Raw genomic sequence first — 17615 nt, forward strand, 5'->3', positions numbered from 1 at the left:
TCACTCCTATAAAATCGTCATTCCTGACGAGCCTAAGCGAGAGCAGGAATCTACTTATCACACGCTGTATATTCCCGGATAACTCATCCTTCACTTCCGGTGATGACGAATTCTTTGTATTCAAAATGACCGATCATCATTTTTCTCGTTTCTACTCCTGCGAAAACAACTGATCTAACTTATCTTCATAGTCATGGTATTTCAGGTGCTCATACAACTCTTTACGCGTTTGCATTTGGTCAAGTAACGCTTCTTGATTGCCTTCCACTAACAAATGCTTATAAACATTTTCTGCCGCGCGGTTCATCGCTCGAAAGGCACTTAATGGGTAAAGCACCATATCCACTTTGGCTTTTGCTAATTGCTCACCGCTAAATAATGGCGTTTGACCAAACTCGGTAATATTGGCCAAAATCGGCACATGACGCCCAACCGCCGACTGCAACGCCTCAGAAAACTGAACATATTGCTCTAGTTGGTTCATCGCTTCAGGGAAAATCATATCCGCGCCCGCTTCAACGCAGGCAATCGCACGTTCAATGGCTTTATCAATACCTTCAATCGCTAGTGCATCGGTACGTGCCATCACCACAAAGCTTTCATCGCTGCGAGCATCTACCGCGGCTTTTACTCGATCGACCATTTCTTGCTGGCTCACAATCGCTTTATTAGGACGATGACCACAACGCTTCTGCGCCACCTGGTCTTCCATGTGAACCGCCGCAGCGCCAGCCTTTTCCATTGCCTTAATCGTGCGCGCAATATTAAACGCTCCACCAAATCCGGTATCGATATCCACTAGCAAAGGCAGATCACACGCATTGGTAATACGCTCAACATCCACTAGCACATCATTCAAGGTAGTAATGCCGAGATCGGGCAAACCATAAGACGCATTAGCAATGCCACCACCAGAAAGGTAGATCGCCTGATGACCGATATTTTTTGCCATCATTGCGCAATAAGGGTTTATGGTACCAACGATTTGCAGCGGATCATTTTGCTCTACCGCGAACCGAAACTTTTGTCCTTGAGTCAATTGTTGCCTCTGGCTTAATGTCGCCATGGTCGTTCTCCTTAACTTGAATATGATTCTCTAACCGATTTGCTGTTCGATTAACTTACGACTACCTGAAATGTGACGACGCATCAGCATTTCCGCCAATTCCTCATCACGATTCTTAATAGCCTGAAAAATAAATAGATGTTCGTTGAGCGCATCAACCGGACGGGAATGCGAACGTGGGGATTGATAACGATACATGCGTAATAAGTGGTACAACTCATCACACAGCAAAGTAATTAATTGGGTATTACGGCTGGCTTTAATAATGCAATAGTGGAAATCAAAATCACCGTGTTGATGAAAATAAGACTGACCATCCGATTGATTGATATGCTCAGAATGTGTCGACAATACCTGTTCTAACGCATCGATTTCATCATCGGTCATACAACGCGCCGCCAAGCGAGCCGCCATGCCTTCCAATGCTTCACGCACCGCATATAAATCGATAAGCTTTTGCTGCGAGAACGTCGTCACCCTCGCACCAACATGTGGAATTCTCTCAATTAATCCTAAAGCTTCTACTCGCATAATCGCTTCACGCAACGGCCCACGGCTGACCGAAAAACGCTTAGCCAGCTCAGGCTCAGAGATTTTACTCCCCGGCTCAAGCTCACCATTCACAATCGCTTCGATTAAATACTCAGTCAAACTTTCTGATTTAGTATGCTCTTTTGCATCAGGAATATTGCTTATTACGCTGTCTTCTACACTCGCCATTCACACTCACTCCAATACCAAAGTGTCAACAATCTATATTTAATGGTGATAAATTAAGCGATAAAGGAGGCGTATGTCAAAGAGATTGTCGACAACTTGCGTTTTGTTGATAGAAAAGAAAGTAAGAATGTGAGCGTGGTGGCAAAAGTGCTAGCGCTAGTAGGAAGAAATAGTAATGGAAAAAATAGTGATAGAGAAAATAACAATGAAAGGATCAACACAAAATATAAGCTAGAGTTTTCAACTATTCATATTTCGCAGGTTTTTCAGCCACTAGACCTAGCGGCTGACTATATTGCAATGGCAGACTTACCGCTAATTCAAAGCTATCTTTTGCTAGCCAAAGTTTTGCGCCATTACTGTTTGCAACTTGGTAGGCCCAATTACTTACCGCGCGAGACTTATCTGCATCACAATGAAAATAAGCGCTCAACTCAGATTCAATCGTCGTTTTAAACTGGACTAGGTTTTGATCTTCCCAGTGTTCTCTATGCTTCTGCCCTGCTAAAAAATCACGTTTATTGTTATTACAAGCGCGATGGGCAGCGACAAAGTTATGTCCTAGGTCATTGGCATAACGAGCAAAAGGAATAAAGTGATCAACTTCTGTATTTCCATTTAACGGCTTTTGGCAGTAAAAACACAGACCATGTTGTAATTCTTCGAGTATCGGCTTTGCTTTACCTAGTGCATTGCGGTCTAAACCAAATAGAAAATCATGCAACTGACTTTGTGGGCCAATCAAACTTTGATTATGTTTAATAATTTGAATTTTTTGTAGCCACGCGTTTTTGGCGAGATAGACAACCAGATCGTAAAAACGTCGAAAACAGGAAGCAATGCCCGGCTTTAACGTAATGTACGGTTGGCCTTTACTATGGGGATAAAGAAAGCACTCTTCTTGTTTAGCGAGAATTTGCAGACGCCAAAGAGGTCCATCTTTTAAGGTTTTCATGTCCGCTTTAAAAACGCTTGGCCAATGCGAACTTTGCTTTAAAGATCGTAAACTGCGGATGTTATTTTGTTGGCATTCATAAAGCACCGAAATGATTTTAGATTGCCCGCCACTATTCTGTTTAAGTAGCGCCATTTCACCCGTATGTTCTGATGAAAATGGTACGGCATGATGCCAATACAAAATAATCAGTTTTTCCGCTAGCAGGTCTAAAGGAATATTCAGGTCGCTGTTTTCATATACAAATGGTTGTTCGACACAGACATCAGCCAGCGCATGCAATAAAGCAAACTTATACGTTGCCGTAAAATCACCTTCAACAAGCAAACGTTGAATGTAGGCAATAAAATCTAGTTGCTGCTGTTGGTGATGAATTGGTGTCATATTCACTCTAATTTTGTTGGCTTAATACAACCGTTTCCCAAATCACTGAGTTACGTTGCAATACATCATCAGAACCGGATTGTTGGCATATCACCAAACCTACTTGATTGGCCAAGCTTTCAATTTCTTTAATCGACACATCGTAGCCTTCTCGCCCATCATCAAAGTCACCATGACGCAGTGTAATAACGATCTTACCTTGAGCATTTAATTGTTCAGCTAAAGCTTTTAATGAAGCAGGACGTAGCTCAACTGGAATATACATCCAAACCGCAGATAATAAGATCAAATCAAATTGACGAGCCAATGCCTCAACACCGACTAAATCTGGTAGGTAGTCTCCAAACCATTGAATCGAATCTGGTGAGTTTTGTTGCCCTAGCAGACGTAGATTATCGCAAGGCTCTACCGCAACCACTGCACAACCTTGATTCACAAACCAACGTGAGTCACGCCCAGAGCCAGCACCAATATCTAAAACATTATATCCAGATTGAGGCCAATATTCTTGCCAGGACCGATGAACCGATTCAAAGGTAACGGAATCATATTGCTCAACAAATTGGACTGCTTTTTCGTTATAGACAGCAATTGTTTGGGACATAAGAAAACCAGAGGTAAGTCATTTGTTTAATGATATATGACTCAATTAGATATGGCGATGAGAGATAAAGAAAATATAGAGGCCTGTAGGCTAAAAAAGCCCCCAACAATCTGCTAGGGCCTCAAGAATGTGGCGGAGTGAGGCCTACGACTTAAGATTGTAAACAACTGTTATTACCTAACGTATTACTTATCAGATATGCTCATTCTAACAATCAACTTTACCATCGCAGTAAAGCTCTAAACCTTTCCTAGGAGATGACATTTCTACTATGAGACGCTAGAATCAAAAGAACTATTTAGCTAATCATCAATTATACAACAGGAGGGTTTATGAACTGTGAAACGAAATTTAACATCATTGTCCCAGTCATAATGGTTGCCAGTTTTTTAACCGGTTATTTTATTGTCTAACAAGACCACTGGGTGATTAATAAACACGATTTAAGTAAAGTCTAATCATTGTCCCGTCTGCACCGTAATAAACTTTTGTTTTGGGCTGGTTGGTTTATCGGGAATAGTTAAAGCCAATTTACCAGCGTCAATCAAAGGTTTTAAAATATTTTTTATAAAGTATTCACGGTTTTTCAAACCTAAGTGCTGTTGAATCTATTCTCTATTTTTGGGCGTCATGCAATAAGATAATACCGCACTCTCATAGTTATTAGCTTCCGGGGTAGCTTGTTTTAATGTCTCTTGAGATTCAATAATAGAGCAACCGTTATGGTCAGATAAAAAATTGCCCTTATTGGTTTTGGTGATCTTCAGGCACAAAAAAAGACGTCCTAGGACGTCTTTTTTCAAGAATGTGGCGGTGAGTGAGAGATTCGAACTCTCGGTACGTTGCCGTACACACACTTTCCAGGCGTGCTCCTTCAGCCACTCGGACAACTCACCGAATTTTGGGTTAAGCATTAACTTAACGAGGCGCTAATTTAATGATTCTGCTGGGTAAGGTCAAGTGTTTACGGTTATTTTCCTTTGAATCGGGTTTAAGTGGTCAATATTTAGCTTATTTAGTTTAATGGACTAAGCAGCAACGCAAAACCATTTAAGCCAAGGGTTTAAAAACATCTTATAAACGACCTCCATACAATCCACAATCACAGCAGGGCTGATGACGGCTGTAAGTATTTGGTTTGGTGCTGCCCCCTACTGCGTGTGACGTAAATTTTTGACAATTGATTACTATTGTTAACTGTTAAGAAGTAGGCGGCTGTCCTTTAGCTTGCTATCATTAAGCCATATTTTGTAGATGAGTAATGATCGTGACCTTAACTGAATTATTGAACCAACCTGAATACGAAAATAAGTTGCTGAACGCTGAACAAACTCTTGGCTTTATCACTGCCATGGCTGCAGCGCCCCACCTTCTTGATCCAGCTGAATGGTTACCTTACTTATGGGGTGGTGATGAAACTGCCCCATTTGAAACCTTAGAGGAATTTGAACAGTATGCTGAACTCGTTGTCACTCAATGGAATCAAATTCATCCTGAGCTTTTAGAAGGCACATGGCAGTGGCCTGAAGGTTATACGTTAGATGAAGAAGAGATCGTCACTGAATCGGTTCGAGATTTTGCTGAAGGCCTGTTACAAGGTTGGCAGCTTTCTCGTGATGATTGGGAAACCTTGATGCCAGAAGAAAGTGAAGATAATGCATTACTTGGTGGCGTATTGCTGTCGATAAGTATGCTTTATGATCCAGAAACCGCAATCATGACACTTTCTGAGCAAGGCTTGACCGGTTTAGATGAGTTTCAAGAGATCTATAATGCAATTCCTGTGATGTTATGTGGGTTAACTCAACGAGGAAATGAGTTAGCTCAAGCATCAAATCATTAAGAAAATGCTTGAATAGATCTCGTTAATAACGGCCTTTGTTTTAATGTAAAGATGACTTATAAAAAAGACCGATATATTCCAATATATCGGTCTTTTTGTTATCGAGTTTTCGAAACACAAGAAAAACGCGCCCTACCCACGAATTTCGCCTATTTACGCATTCCCTTTGACTTGCATATTCAATGATTCAGCAAAATCTAGCATACGGTTGAGTGGGATCAATGATTTGACACGAATGTCTTCGTCAACAAAAATTTCATGCTCTTTACCTCCTTCAACTAACGCGCTTTCAATCGCTTTTAAACCATTCATCGCCATCCAGGGGCAATGAGCACAGCTGCGGCAGGTTGCGCCATTACCAGCAGTTGGCGCTTCTACTAACTCTTTTTCTGGGACGAGTTGTTGCATTTTAAAGAAAATACCTTTATCAGTAGCAACAATAAGCTTTTTGTTTGGTAAAGACTTAGCCGATTTTATAAGTTGGCTGGTTGAACCTACCGCATCAGCCAATTCCACAACACTTGCGGGCGATTCTGGATGAACGAGTACTGCCGCATCAGGGTAAAGTGCTTTCATGTCTTTCAACGCTTTTGCTGAAAATTCATCATGCACGACGCATTCACCTTGCCATAACAACATGTCTGCACCAGTTTTATTGGCAATGTAGGAACCTAAGTGGCGGTCTGGGCCCCAGATGATTTTTTTATCTTCAGAATCTAAGTGTTCAACAATTTCTAAAGCAATACTTGAGGTCACCACCCAATCAGCTCGTGCTTTTACTGCCGCTGATGTATTGGCATAAACGACAACCGTATGATCTGGGTGCGCATCACAAAATTCGGTGAACTTATCCGCAGGACAACCAAGGTCGAGTGAGCACTCTGCTTTCAATGTCGGCATTAAAATATGTTTTTCTGGCGTGAGTATTTTGGCTGATTCACCCATAAAACGCACTCCGGCAATGATCAGTGTTGAAGCCGGATGGCGATTACCAAACTTGGCCATTTCTAATGAATCACCAACAAAACCACCCGTGGCTTCGGCTAAAGCTTGAATTTCTGGATCGGTATAATAGTGTGCAATTAATACGGCATCTTTTTCAATCAATAGCGCTTTAATACGCTCAATGTATTGTGTACTTTGTTCTGCTGTCAGTGGAGCAGGCTTAGGTGGGAATGGGTAAACAGTGTCAATTGTGTCTGATATGTGCGCCATTGCTATTACTCTACGCAAATTCTAATAATCTGGGTATTGTACACCGATTAAAATGATTTCTAAATTATTTCATTGAAATCGTGACAATGGATGCTAAGGGAATACTAGGGTGAACTTTATCTTCTGCTTTAAACGAAAAAACCACCGCCGATTTGCGATGGTTTTCGATTTTTAAAGCACATTATAAATTACTTTGTGCAAGCTTTGCTGCTGAAGAATTAGGGTATTCTTTTATCACTTGCTGGTAATATTTATTGGCGGCTTTCACATTATTATTACGCTTTGCAATATCACCTAACTTCACTAAAGCATCAGCACGCTTCGGTGAATCTTTATCACTGACCACGGCGGCAAAGCTTTTTGCAGAATCAACATCTTGTTTTTTCGCAAAATAGAGCTGCCCTAACCAATAGTGAGCGTTACCTGCATACCCTGAATTAGGATATTTAGTTTGAAAATCTTTAAATGCCGTTATAGCACCATCATAATTACGATCTTTTAGGATTAAATCCACTGCAGATTGATAAGCAGTTTGTTCATCACCACTTGCTTGTATAGCAGCCGACGACACCGCGGCAGGTGAGCCTGTTGCTGCTATAGACGACGCTGCGGGGGATGATTTTAAGTTATTAACTTCCGTACGTAACTTATCCATTTCAATGAAGAGCTGACGTTGACGTTCAACCATCTGTTTCATTTCATAATTATTGCGTTCAATGGTACCGCGCAAACTGCTCAATTCTGTTTCTTGGCTATCTACCTGTTGCTGTAAACGAGCTTGCACACGATTGCTGTTATTTAACAGACGTTGCAAACGCTGAGCATTGGTTTCCGATTGCCCAGATGCAGTAGAAATAGAGTCATTGAGATCAGATACTGGAGCAGATGCAGCAAGCACTGGGCCTGCTGCACTTACTAGTAACGAAAGCGTAATAACTCGCTTTAAGTTACCAAACATAATTATCGCCTATTAGTAAACGACAACTGCACGACGGTTTTTAGAGTAAGCCGCTTCAGTTTGGCCCATTTCTAAAGGTTTTTCTTCGCCGTAGCTTACGATAGAGATTTGGTCACCTTGAACACCTAGAGCTTGTAGGTACTTAGATACCGCTTCAGCACGACGCTCGCCTAGTGCGATGTTGTACTCTGGAGTACCACGCTCATCAGCATAACCTTCGATAGTAACTTTAACGTTAGGCATGCTGCTTAAGAATTTAGCGTGTGCCGCTAGGATATCTTCGTACTCAGAAGAGATTTCAGAAGTATCAAACTTAAAGAAAACTGTCGAGTTTTCACGAAGTTGTTGTTGAAGTTGCTCTTGCTCAGCTAGTGCTGCATCTTGATCTACTGCAGTTGCAACAGCTGTTTCTTGAGCTGTAGTTTGAGAATCAGATGCATTTGCCGCGTCATCGCTTGAACTACAAGCCGCTACAGTTAGTAGAGGTAGTGCGATTAGTAGCCCTTTTAGAATCTTATTAAGTTGCATATATTTCTTCCTTATATTGTCAAACTATATTTTTATAAAAATGGTGACCAAGCAGGAGCCTTTACTCTCCCATTTGTCGCCGGTAGTCTAGCTTTAAAACGTCCATCAATAGAAACCATTGATAAAACATTCTGCCCATTAAACATAGAGCTATATATAACCATACCACCGTTTGGTGCGATACTAGGAGATTCATCCAGTTGTGTTTTAGTTAACACCTGAACGGCCCCCGTTTCCAGATCTTGCTTAGCAATATTAAACCCTTCTTGACTGCGATTCACCATAATTAAGAATCGACCATCAGGAGTAACTTGCCCACCAAGATTCTGACTACCTTGCCAAGTCAATCGAGTTGTAGATTGATTCGACAAATTCACTTTATAGATCTGCGGTAAACCGCCTCTATCCGAAGTAAATACGAGTGACTGACCATCTGGCATCCAGAATGGTTCAGTATTATTGGAACGTCCACTCGTAATTTGTTTTAGCTTACGAGTTTGTAGATCCAAAATATAAACTTGCAATGTCCCTGTTTTCGAAAGTACCAACGCCAATTTTTTACCATCAGGAGAAAATTCAGGTGCGCCATTATGTCTTGGGAACGCGGTTAAAACCTCTGTTTTACCTGTATAGATATCCATCATATAAAGCTCAGCACGTCCGGTTTGGAAACTAACATAAGCTAGTTTTCGTCCATCTGGCGACCAAGCTGGTGACATTAACGGCTGCTTAGAACGAAGGACTAAACGTTCATTATAGCCGTCATAGTCAGCAATTCTAAGTTGATATGGATAATTACTGCTACTATTTACAACAACATAGGCAATACGCGTTAAAAATGCACCTTTTTCACCCGTTAATTTTTCGTAAACTAGATCTGAAATTCGGTGTGCATATTCACGTAGACGTTTAGCGGGAACAACCGCACGCTTACTAAAGAGAAGATAATCTTTAGACAAAACTAACTGCCCATTCTCATCTAACGCTTTATTTTTGCCATTACTAAGTTGTCCACGAACGATATCTGCGAGTTGATACTGAATAATATATTGACCATCTTCAGCTTGTGAAATCGTTCCCGTCACAAGAGAATCGACGCCCATTTTATTCCATGCAGAAAAATCAATATCTGAATCAGAATAAGGTGTTTGTGGCATTTTAGACGTTGCGATAGGGTTAAATTTACCGCTACGTTGTAAATCTGAAGCAACAACAGCAGCAATATCTTCAGGGAGTTTTCCTGTACCTTCCCATTTGAAAGGTACAATACCAATTGGGCGTGCAGAATTCACACCTTCTGTGATCACTAATTCTAATGAAGCATGTGCCACTTGGCTCAAGCTCATTACAACCATAAAAAGTCCAACTATTACACGTTTAATCACTGAGTATTCCTTTTAGTGTTTATTCTGGTGCAACGATTAAGTCAATATTTTTAAGCTTATCGGCCACTTCTTTATCTGCAGGTAATGGGAAATTACCGACTTGAGCTACCGCTCGTTTAGCCGCAGAACAAAGTGCAGAATCGCCATTCATAGGAGTCACCTTACTCAAAATGGCATCTTTACCTGCTTGTACTAAACGAATATTAATTTTACATGACTTCCCTCTAAAGGAATCTTCTGTCAGCAGTTTCTCTTGAATCATTTGTTTATAAATCGAGCCATAACGGTCTAGTTCTGAAACCATGTATTTTTGTCTTGCTGACGATATTTGTTCTGTTTCAGATTCTAACCCGGAGAAAATATCATTTAGCGCCGCTTCTTGCGCTTCTTTCTCACGTGCTAATTTTGCTTTTTTAGCCGCATCAGCTTTCGCTTTTGCGTCTGCTTTAGCTTTTGCAGCGGCTTTTGCTTTGGCATCTGCTTTAGCTTTGGCGTCTGCCTTAGCTTTTGCATCGACCTTAGCTTGTTCTGCTGCCTTTTTTTCAGCGGCTGCTTTTGCAGCTAATGCTTCTTTCGCCTTTCTATCCGCTTCTGCTTTTTCAGCTTGTGCTTTCTTTAGTTTAGCTTGTTCTTCATCCGCTTTCTTTTTCTTCTCAGCAAGTTGACGGTTTTTCTCTTCTTCTCTTGCTTGTTTGTCAGCCAAAACTTTTTGCTCTTGCTGCTTCCTTAACCGTTCTTCTTCTTTCTTGCGCTGTTGTTCCAATCGCTCAGCTTGCTCGCGCAGTTTTTCGACTCGTTGTTGCTCTGCCTTTTTTGCTGCATCGCGCTGTTTATTAATGCTTTTAGCTTGTTTTTCTATTGCTTTAGGGTCAATGACCACAGCTTCAACCATTTGGTGTTGTGGTTTTTTCTTACTATCAGAGAACCACGACCCACCGAGTAAAAGCACGAACAAAACAATATGTAAAACCAGGGAGATCAATACCGCTGATTTATATTCTTTATTTAGCATCAACAAGTTAGCTGTTCTCTTTTATATCTGTCAACAAGCCGACTTTTTCGATGCCTGCTTTGTTAAGCTGATCTAATACTAGTACGATATCAGAATAAGCGGTTTTCTGGTCTCCACCTACTGCCACTGGCGACTTGGGAGAAATCGAACGTTCTGCTTTCACTCTGGTGATCACATCTTCCATCGACAGCCCTCTAACCATGTCTTGATCGTTCACGCTGACACCAAGATTACCTTCTTTATCAACTTCAACAATAATAAAGCTTGCGTCTGAATCGCCTGCAATATCTGATGCTGGTTTAGCCGACTCTGTTTTAGGCAGATCCACCTCTACACCCTGTGTTACAAATGGCGAGGTGACCATAAAAATAATCAGCAATACCAGCATTACATCAATGTAGGGAACCACATTAATCTCAGCTTTTAATTGACGTTTTTTACGAGCATAACCCGCCATAATTAGTCCTTATGCTCCGTCATAACTTGACGGTGTAAAATACTGTGGAACTCTTCTGCAAACGTTGCATAATTATGTTCTAGCTTAGACACTTGGTTACTTAAGCGGTTGTATGCCATTACCGCTGGAATCGCAGCAAAAAGACCCATAGCCGTTGCAATCAATGCTTCAGCAATACCAGGTGCTACCATAGCTAAAGTGGCTTGTTTTACCTGCCCAAGCGCGATAAATGATGTCATGATGCCCCAGACGGTACCAAACAGGCCTATATATGGGCTAATAGAGCCAACGGTTGCTAAGAATGGAAGTTGGTTTTCAAGCTCTTCAACCTCTTTAGACATCGTCACACGCATTGAACGGCCAGCACCTTCCATAACGTAATCCGCCGAAGCCCCCTTTGTTCTTCTTAAGCGAGCAAATTCCGTAAAGCCAGAATAGAAAATCTGCTCTGACCCTGTAATATTCTTTTTACGGGCTTTTACTTCATGGTAAAGCTGAGCAAGATCAACACCAGACCAAAATTTTTCTTCAAAATGATGAGCATTACTTGCTGCTTTATTAAGTATTTTACTTCTTTTTAGGATCACGGCCCACGACAACACTGACATTCCTAGAAGGATCAGCATCACAAGTTTAACAAGTAAACTGGCCTGTAAAAAAAGGTCTAAAATTGAAATTTCAGCTGACACTGGAGAACCCCGACTTAATTGAGCTTGGAATAGCTTGTGGTTTCATATGTTGAATATTGACACAGGCTACCTTAACCGTAGCTTTACACAAGATTCTGCCATCAAGATTGACTAATTCCTGACAGAATACAATAGAAGCACTACGTAAGTTAACAATAGACGTTAAAACCTCAAGATTTTCATCAAGTTTCGCCCCTTGAATATAGTCAATATCCATATGGCGAACAACGAAACCAATCTCTTGGTCTAGAAGAGTAGATTGTGAAACGCCTTGAGCGCGCAGCACCTCAGTACGAGCGCGCTCAAAGAATTTAAGATAATTTGAATGATAAACGACACCGCCTGCATCGGTATCTTCATAATAAATGGTAATTGGCCATTTAAATGTTGCTTGCAACTGTTTTGTCACTTCACTACCTGCCGACATCATTATTTATAAACAATCACTATACAGTAAGTTATGTAATTGAATAATAACATAAGCAAAAATTTTCTTTAAATAAGTACCATATGAACACTTATTATTCATTCAGAGTATTCATCTTATGAAAAATACATCCAACTGAAATAGGCTAGTATAATACCAGACCAATATGGGCTGAAAAGAAGCTGCCATAGCCATAAAATCGGTTTAAAACCGACACTATAAATTAATGCGCTGCATAATGACCAAGTAAATAAGACCGTCAGCAGCAGATTAAAACCACCAATTTTGTCTGCATAAACTCTTGGTTCCCACATAAACATACTGATATGAAACATCACGACAATAAAAAACAGGGCTCTAAAAAGAGCCCTATCCATTGGAGTGTGTATATCAGTCATTTTTTGACTAATATTATTCACTATCCTCATCCATCATTTCTGAATGCTCTAACCAAAGAGCGTTGATAATACCGAATGCACAGGCAAGTAATACACCTAGAATCCAAGCAAAATACCACATATCGTAGACTCCTTAGTATAGTGAATGTTTATTTTTTTCGATGAATTCATCATCAAGACGACCAAACATTTTGTAATACGTCCAAGTGGTGTATCCAAGTATAATTGGGACCATAATTGCAGCAACACCAGTCATAATCTGCAATGTCAATAAACTCGACGTTGAGTCCCACATAGTAAAGCTGTCATTTGGATTCAGACTTGATGGCATCACAAATGGGAACATAGCAAAACCAGCAGTCAAAATAACACCCGCACATGTCAAACTTGAAGCCACAAATGCCAATGCACCTTTTTGAGCTTTTGTGGCTATCACGGCAAACAGTGCCATCACAATACCTAAGATTGGTGCAATCCACATTAATGGGTACACAGCAAAGTTAGCCATCCAAGCACCAGGTTCACGTGCCACTTCTTTCAGTAGCGGGTTTGAAGGGCCGTTGGTATCAATAACACTTTTAACAACATAACCATCGATGTTCTGAACCCAGAAACCGGCGATAACAAAAAGTACTGCGACCAGAATCCCTGTAATGGTAGAAACAGAACGAGCACGATTATAAACATCACCTGTCGTTTTCATTTGTAACCATGTCGAACCTTGAAGAACGAACATAGAAACACTCACTAAACCACACACTAAGGCAAATGGATTTAATAATCCGAAAAAGCCGCCATGGTATTGAGACATCATTAATTCATTCAGTTCAAATGGTACACCTTGGAGTAAATTACCGAATGCCACACCAAAAATTAACGGTGGTACAAATCCGCTGATTGAAATACAAATATCCCAGTTATTACGCCATTTTGGGGTTTCAATTTTTGAGCGATAATCTAATGCCAATGGACGTAACCAAAGAGCTGCCAATGTGACATACATCGCCAAATAGAACCCAGAAAAAGACGTCGCGTATACCATTGGCCATGCAGCAAATAGCGCACCACCAGCGGTAATCAGCCAAACTTGGTTCCCATCCCAATGCGGTGCAATTGAATTAATCATTACACGACGCTGAGAATCCGTTTTACCAATCAGTGGGACTAACGCTCCCACTCCCATATCGAAACCATCTGTGACTGCAAAACCGATGAATAGTACACCAATCAGCACCCACCAGATAAATCGTAATGCTTCATAATCAAACATGAATTATCCCCTGCTTAAACTTCAACTTGGCGAGAAACTTTACTTTCTAAAGAAGTATCGTTTTGCTCAAAGTGATAACGTCCTGTTTTCAAACTACTAGGACCTTTACGAGCAAACTTAACCATCAAATACACTTCTGCAATCAAAAAACACGTATACAGTGCAATAATCGCAAAAATTGAAGTTAGTATTTCACCTCGAGTTAGTGCTGATGCCGCAACGTAAGTTGGCAATATTTCACCAACAGCCCAAGGCTGACGCCCAAACTCAGCAACAAACCAACCGGCTTCAATAGCGATCCAAGGTAATGGGATACTAAATAATGCTGCTTTTAGTAACCAAGATTTCTGAGTGATTTTTTGACGACAGGTTTGAACAAATGCAAAACCAAATACCGCAAGCATAATCACGCCACATGCAACCATGATACGGAAAGACCAGAATATAGGCCAAACGGTTGGAATAGAATCATCCGCCGCCGCTTTAATTTGCTCTTCAGATGCATCAACCACATTATCAGTGTAACGTTTTAAGAGTAAACCGTAGCCAAGATCATGTTTTACATCATCGAATGCTGTAAGGTTAGCTTCTGATTTATCACCAGCTCGAAGTTTTTCTAGTAAACCATACGCAATCATACCGTTACGGATACGTTCTTCTTGCTCAGCTTTAAGATCTTTAAGGCCAGTAACTTGCTTGTCCAATGAGCGTGTTGCAATAATACCCATTGCATACGGGATTTTAATTGCATAATCCGTATTCATTGTTTCTTGATTTGGTAAACCAAAAGCAGTAAATGCAGCAGGAGCAGGCTCAGTATTCCATTCGGATTCAATAGCAGCAAGCTTCACTTTTTGCACTTCACCGACTTCATAACCAGATTCATCACCTAGTACTAATACCGATAAAATAGCGGCCATACCAAAAGAAGCAGCAATCGCGAAAGAGCGACGAGCAAATGGAATATCACGACCTTTCAATAAGTAATAAGAACTTACACCTAAGATAAACATCGCGCCACAGGTATAACCGGCTGCAACGGTGTGAACAAATTTAACTTGGGCTACAGGGTTAAAGATCACTTCAGAGAAGCTCACCATTTCCATACGCATAGTTTCAAAATTGAACTCAGAACCCACTGGGTTTTGCATCCAACCATTCGCGATAAGAATCCAAAGCGCAGAGAAGTTAGATCCGATGGCCACTAGCCACGTTACCGTTAAATGCTGACGCTTAGATAACCTATCCCAACCGAAGAAAAATAAGCCTACCATGGTGGATTCTAAGAAAAATGCTATCAGTGCTTCAATAGCCAACGGCGCACCAAAAATATCACCTACATAATGTGAGTAATAAGACCAGTTAGTACCAAATTGGAACTCCATGGTAAGGCCTGTCGCCACACCAAGAGCAAAGTTGATACCAAAAAGCTTACCCCAGAACTTCGTCATGTCCTTGTAGATTTGCTTTCCAGTCATTACATAAACTGATTCCATAATGGCAAGTAAAAATGCCATACCGAGAGTCAGAGGAACAAATAGGAAGTGATACATCGCTGTCATTGCAAATTGCAACCGCGATAGATCAACAACATCAATCATGGTAACTCCTTTTTATGTCGCTATCCGAAGAAGAATTATCATCATCAAACGATCAGGATGGTTAAAGTCAACACACTCAACAATCAAGCTTCTTATGTTACATAAATGTGTAATAATGGTTATTATTTTGTTAAGCAATAACTAATATAGCTAGCGCTAATATTACTCATTAAGCACGGATGTTTCAAAAGATTTCTAAATTAATTTCAATTCTTTGAGCTTTATACAAACAATTATCTTAACTAGTTTAGTCTCTTACATTACAAAGTGTGACAAATTGAAAATTTTGTCTGAAAAACTTACTATTGGATAGCTGAGAAGGCGGAGTGTAGAGTAGTAATAATGAGATGCAAGAATAAAGGAAGAGTAACAAATGATTCGTTACTCTTTTCATGTTAATTAGTCCGATTTATCAATACCAAAATGTAAATACGCTCTATCACTAGCAATGCGACCACGTGGCGTTCTCTGCAAAAAGCCTTGCTGAATGAGGTAAGGTTCAATCACGTCCTCAATGGTATCTTTCTCTTCACCAATCGCTGCTGCTAAGTTATCAAGCCCCACAGGCCCACCACTGAATTTTTCCATAATGGCCAGTAATAGCTTCCTGTCCATATAGTCAAAACCTTGGTTATCGACATCAAGCATATTCAATGCTTTATCTGCTGTTTCTGGGCAGATATGACCATTGCCTTTAACTTCTGCGTAATCACGAACACGGCGTAATAAGCGATTCGCAATTCGAGGTGTACCACGCGAACGACGTGCGACTTCTAACGCCCCCTCTCCTTCCATAGAGAGTCCTAAGCAATCTGCACTTCGCTTTACAATATATTGAAGATCGTTAACTTTGTAATATTCTAAACGTTGTACAATCCCAAAACGATCCCTTAACGGCGAGGTTAATGAACCTGCACGAGTGGTTGCGCCAATAAGCGTAAATGGGGGCAAATCTATTTTAATAGAACGCGCCGCTGGCCCTTCACCTATCATGATATCCAACTGATAATCTTCCATTGCCGGGTATAGAATCTCTTCTACTGCAGGACTTAATCGGTGAATTTCATCAATGAATAAAATGTCATTTTCTTCTAAGTTGGTCAGAAGTGCAGCAAGATCACCAGCTTTCTCAAGTACGGGTCCTGACGTCGTTCGAATATTCACTTCCATTTCATTTGCGACAATATTCGCTAGCGTTGTTTTACCTAAGCCGGGAGGGCCAAATATCAATAAATGATCTAGAGGCTCACTTCGTTGCTGAGCCGCTTTAATGAATATTTCCATCTGATCACGAACATGATCTTGTCCACGATAATCCGTTAAACGCTTTGGTCGAATTGCGCGATCAATCATCTCTTCATCACGAAAGATGGGGCTGTCAGCAGCAATCAAGCGGTCAGCTTCAATCATTATTTTTAATTACCTTATACCATCGACTTAAGAGCATCACGAATAATCGCTTCGCTTGTCATGTCAGGATTGGCCACTTGTGCCACGACTTTAGAGGCCATTTGAGGTTTGTAGCCTAATGAAATTAAGGCGCTAACGGCTTCATCTTCTGCGTTGTGTGAGGTTCTAGAATCCGCAACTGAATTCATTAGCGCTGCATCCGTGGCCGGGGTAAAGAGGTCATGAGTGACCCACCCTTTAAACCTATCTTTCATCTCAACCACTAGGCGTTCCGCCGTTTTCTTACCCACTCCAGGTAGTTTGACTAACGTTGTTACATCTTCATGTTCAACACAGGTAACAAACTGAGAGGCTGTCATGCCTGAAAGAATAGCCAAACCAAGTTTTGGCCCCACACCATTGGCTTTAATGACTTCACGAAATAATGCTCTTTCCTTAACCGTATTAAATCCATACAGTAATTGAGCATCTTCTCTGACCACGAAATGCGTATAGATGACGGCCTCTTCATTAACGTTAGGAAGCTCATAAAAACAGCTCATCGGCATTTGTACTTCATAGCCAACGCCTGACACTTCAATTAATACTTCTGGCGGCTGCTTTTCAACAAGAATTCCACGTAAACGACCAATCACATTATTTTCCTTTTTGGGAATGACTTGAATCTATAATAATAACTTACTGGTTAAACAT

The 17615-nt window shown here is 40.8% G+C and carries 20 protein-coding genes and 1 tRNA gene; 1 reads left to right on the forward strand and 20 read right to left on the reverse strand.

Features of this window, described 5'->3' with window-relative positions; genetic code table 11:
* Positions 1-151: 151 nt before the first annotated feature.
* From prpB to VCASEI_RS07790, 6 genes are all read right to left on the reverse strand, one after another.
* Positions 152-1066: a methylisocitrate lyase gene (prpB, locus tag VCASEI_RS07770; protein ID WP_089110151.1), complete on the reverse strand. Its 915-nt coding sequence runs from the start codon at positions 1064-1066 to the stop codon at positions 152-154.
* A gap of 30 nt (positions 1067-1096) precedes the next feature.
* Positions 1097-1786, reverse strand: coding sequence for a GntR family transcriptional regulator (locus VCASEI_RS07775; RefSeq protein ID WP_089110152.1), 690 nt, complete (start codon positions 1784-1786; stop codon positions 1097-1099).
* A gap of 244 nt (positions 1787-2030) precedes the next feature.
* Complete coding sequence (locus VCASEI_RS07780) at positions 2031-3125, reverse strand: HNH endonuclease (RefSeq protein WP_089110153.1); 1095 nt, start codon at positions 3123-3125, stop codon at positions 2031-2033.
* A 7-nt stretch (positions 3126-3132) separates the two neighbouring features.
* The gene (locus VCASEI_RS07785) at positions 3133-3729 is read right to left on the reverse strand and encodes a methyltransferase domain-containing protein (RefSeq protein ID WP_089110154.1); all 597 of its coding nucleotides are present in this window, start codon (positions 3727-3729) and stop codon (positions 3133-3135) included.
* 458 nt (positions 3730-4187) lie between these two features.
* The gene (locus VCASEI_RS19870; RefSeq protein ID WP_353681903.1) at positions 4188-4337 is read right to left on the reverse strand and encodes a Fic family protein; all 150 of its coding nucleotides are present in this window, start codon (positions 4335-4337) and stop codon (positions 4188-4190) included.
* Between the two features lie 200 nt (positions 4338-4537).
* Positions 4538-4625: transfer RNA gene (locus VCASEI_RS07790), tRNA-Ser, on the reverse strand.
* A gap of 371 nt (positions 4626-4996) precedes the next feature.
* On the opposite strand from VCASEI_RS07790, the gene VCASEI_RS07795 reads away from it, so the two are divergent.
* Positions 4997-5572 (forward strand): UPF0149 family protein, encoded by a 576-nt coding sequence (locus tag VCASEI_RS07795; RefSeq protein ID WP_170924589.1) that lies wholly within the window; start codon positions 4997-4999, stop codon positions 5570-5572.
* 153 nt (positions 5573-5725) lie between these two features.
* Here VCASEI_RS07795 and nadA read toward each other — a convergent pair whose 3' ends face one another.
* The 14 genes from nadA to ruvA all read right to left on the reverse strand — a co-directional run bounded on the left by nadA (position 5726) and on the right by ruvA (position 17557).
* Entirely contained in the window at positions 5726-6787 is a 1062-nt protein-coding gene (gene nadA / locus VCASEI_RS07800; RefSeq protein ID WP_086961149.1) for a quinolinate synthase NadA, read from the reverse strand.
* Positions 6788-6968: 181 nt separating this feature from the next.
* Positions 6969-7745, reverse strand: coding sequence for a tol-pal system protein YbgF (ybgF, locus tag VCASEI_RS07805; RefSeq protein ID WP_089110155.1), 777 nt, complete (start codon positions 7743-7745; stop codon positions 6969-6971).
* Between the two features lie 12 nt (positions 7746-7757).
* Complete coding sequence (gene pal, locus VCASEI_RS07810) at positions 7758-8273, reverse strand: peptidoglycan-associated lipoprotein Pal (RefSeq protein WP_086961145.1); 516 nt, start codon at positions 8271-8273, stop codon at positions 7758-7760.
* Between the two features lie 32 nt (positions 8274-8305).
* A complete protein-coding gene (gene tolB / locus VCASEI_RS07815; protein WP_374700997.1) occupies positions 8306-9619 on the reverse strand; it encodes a Tol-Pal system beta propeller repeat protein TolB in 1314 nt (437 codons plus the stop codon).
* 58 nt (positions 9620-9677) lie between these two features.
* A complete protein-coding gene (gene tolA, locus VCASEI_RS07820; RefSeq protein WP_086961141.1) occupies positions 9678-10670 on the reverse strand; it encodes a cell envelope integrity protein TolA in 993 nt (330 codons plus the stop codon).
* A gap of 7 nt (positions 10671-10677) precedes the next feature.
* Complete coding sequence (gene tolR, locus VCASEI_RS07825; protein ID WP_086961139.1) at positions 10678-11127, reverse strand: protein TolR; 450 nt, start codon at positions 11125-11127, stop codon at positions 10678-10680.
* A gap of 2 nt (positions 11128-11129) precedes the next feature.
* The gene (gene tolQ, locus VCASEI_RS07830; RefSeq protein ID WP_089110156.1) at positions 11130-11816 is read right to left on the reverse strand and encodes a protein TolQ; all 687 of its coding nucleotides are present in this window, start codon (positions 11814-11816) and stop codon (positions 11130-11132) included.
* Positions 11806-12225, reverse strand: coding sequence for a tol-pal system-associated acyl-CoA thioesterase (gene ybgC / locus VCASEI_RS07835; RefSeq protein ID WP_238321373.1), 420 nt, complete (start codon positions 12223-12225; stop codon positions 11806-11808). Before ybgC ends, tolQ begins: the two co-directional genes overlap by 11 nt.
* A 134-nt stretch (positions 12226-12359) precedes the next feature.
* Complete coding sequence (locus VCASEI_RS07840) at positions 12360-12662, reverse strand: cyd operon YbgE family protein (protein WP_086961135.1); 303 nt, start codon at positions 12660-12662, stop codon at positions 12360-12362.
* On the reverse strand, positions 12655-12762 hold the full coding sequence (gene cydX, locus VCASEI_RS07845) for a cytochrome bd-I oxidase subunit CydX (RefSeq protein WP_006075291.1): 108 nt from the start codon (positions 12760-12762) through the stop codon (positions 12655-12657). The genes VCASEI_RS07840 and cydX overlap by 8 nt, the downstream gene beginning before the upstream one ends.
* Before the next feature lie 12 nt (positions 12763-12774).
* Positions 12775-13911, reverse strand: a complete 1137-nt coding sequence (gene cydB / locus VCASEI_RS07850; RefSeq protein ID WP_086961133.1) for a cytochrome d ubiquinol oxidase subunit II — start codon at positions 13909-13911, stop codon at positions 12775-12777.
* A gap of 14 nt (positions 13912-13925) precedes the next feature.
* Positions 13926-15512 (reverse strand): cytochrome ubiquinol oxidase subunit I, encoded by a 1587-nt coding sequence (gene cydA / locus VCASEI_RS07855; RefSeq protein WP_089110157.1) that lies wholly within the window; start codon positions 15510-15512, stop codon positions 13926-13928.
* A 399-nt stretch (positions 15513-15911) separates the two neighbouring features.
* Complete coding sequence (gene ruvB / locus VCASEI_RS07860; protein ID WP_086961129.1) at positions 15912-16922, reverse strand: Holliday junction branch migration DNA helicase RuvB; 1011 nt, start codon at positions 16920-16922, stop codon at positions 15912-15914.
* A 14-nt stretch (positions 16923-16936) separates the two neighbouring features.
* The gene (gene ruvA, locus VCASEI_RS07865; protein ID WP_086961128.1) at positions 16937-17557 is read right to left on the reverse strand and encodes a Holliday junction branch migration protein RuvA; all 621 of its coding nucleotides are present in this window, start codon (positions 17555-17557) and stop codon (positions 16937-16939) included.
* Positions 17558-17615 lie beyond the last annotated feature (58 nt).

Origin of the sequence: Vibrio casei, assembly GCF_002218025.2 — a bacterium.
GTDB classification, from domain to species: Bacteria; Pseudomonadota; Gammaproteobacteria; order Enterobacterales; family Vibrionaceae; genus Vibrio; species Vibrio casei.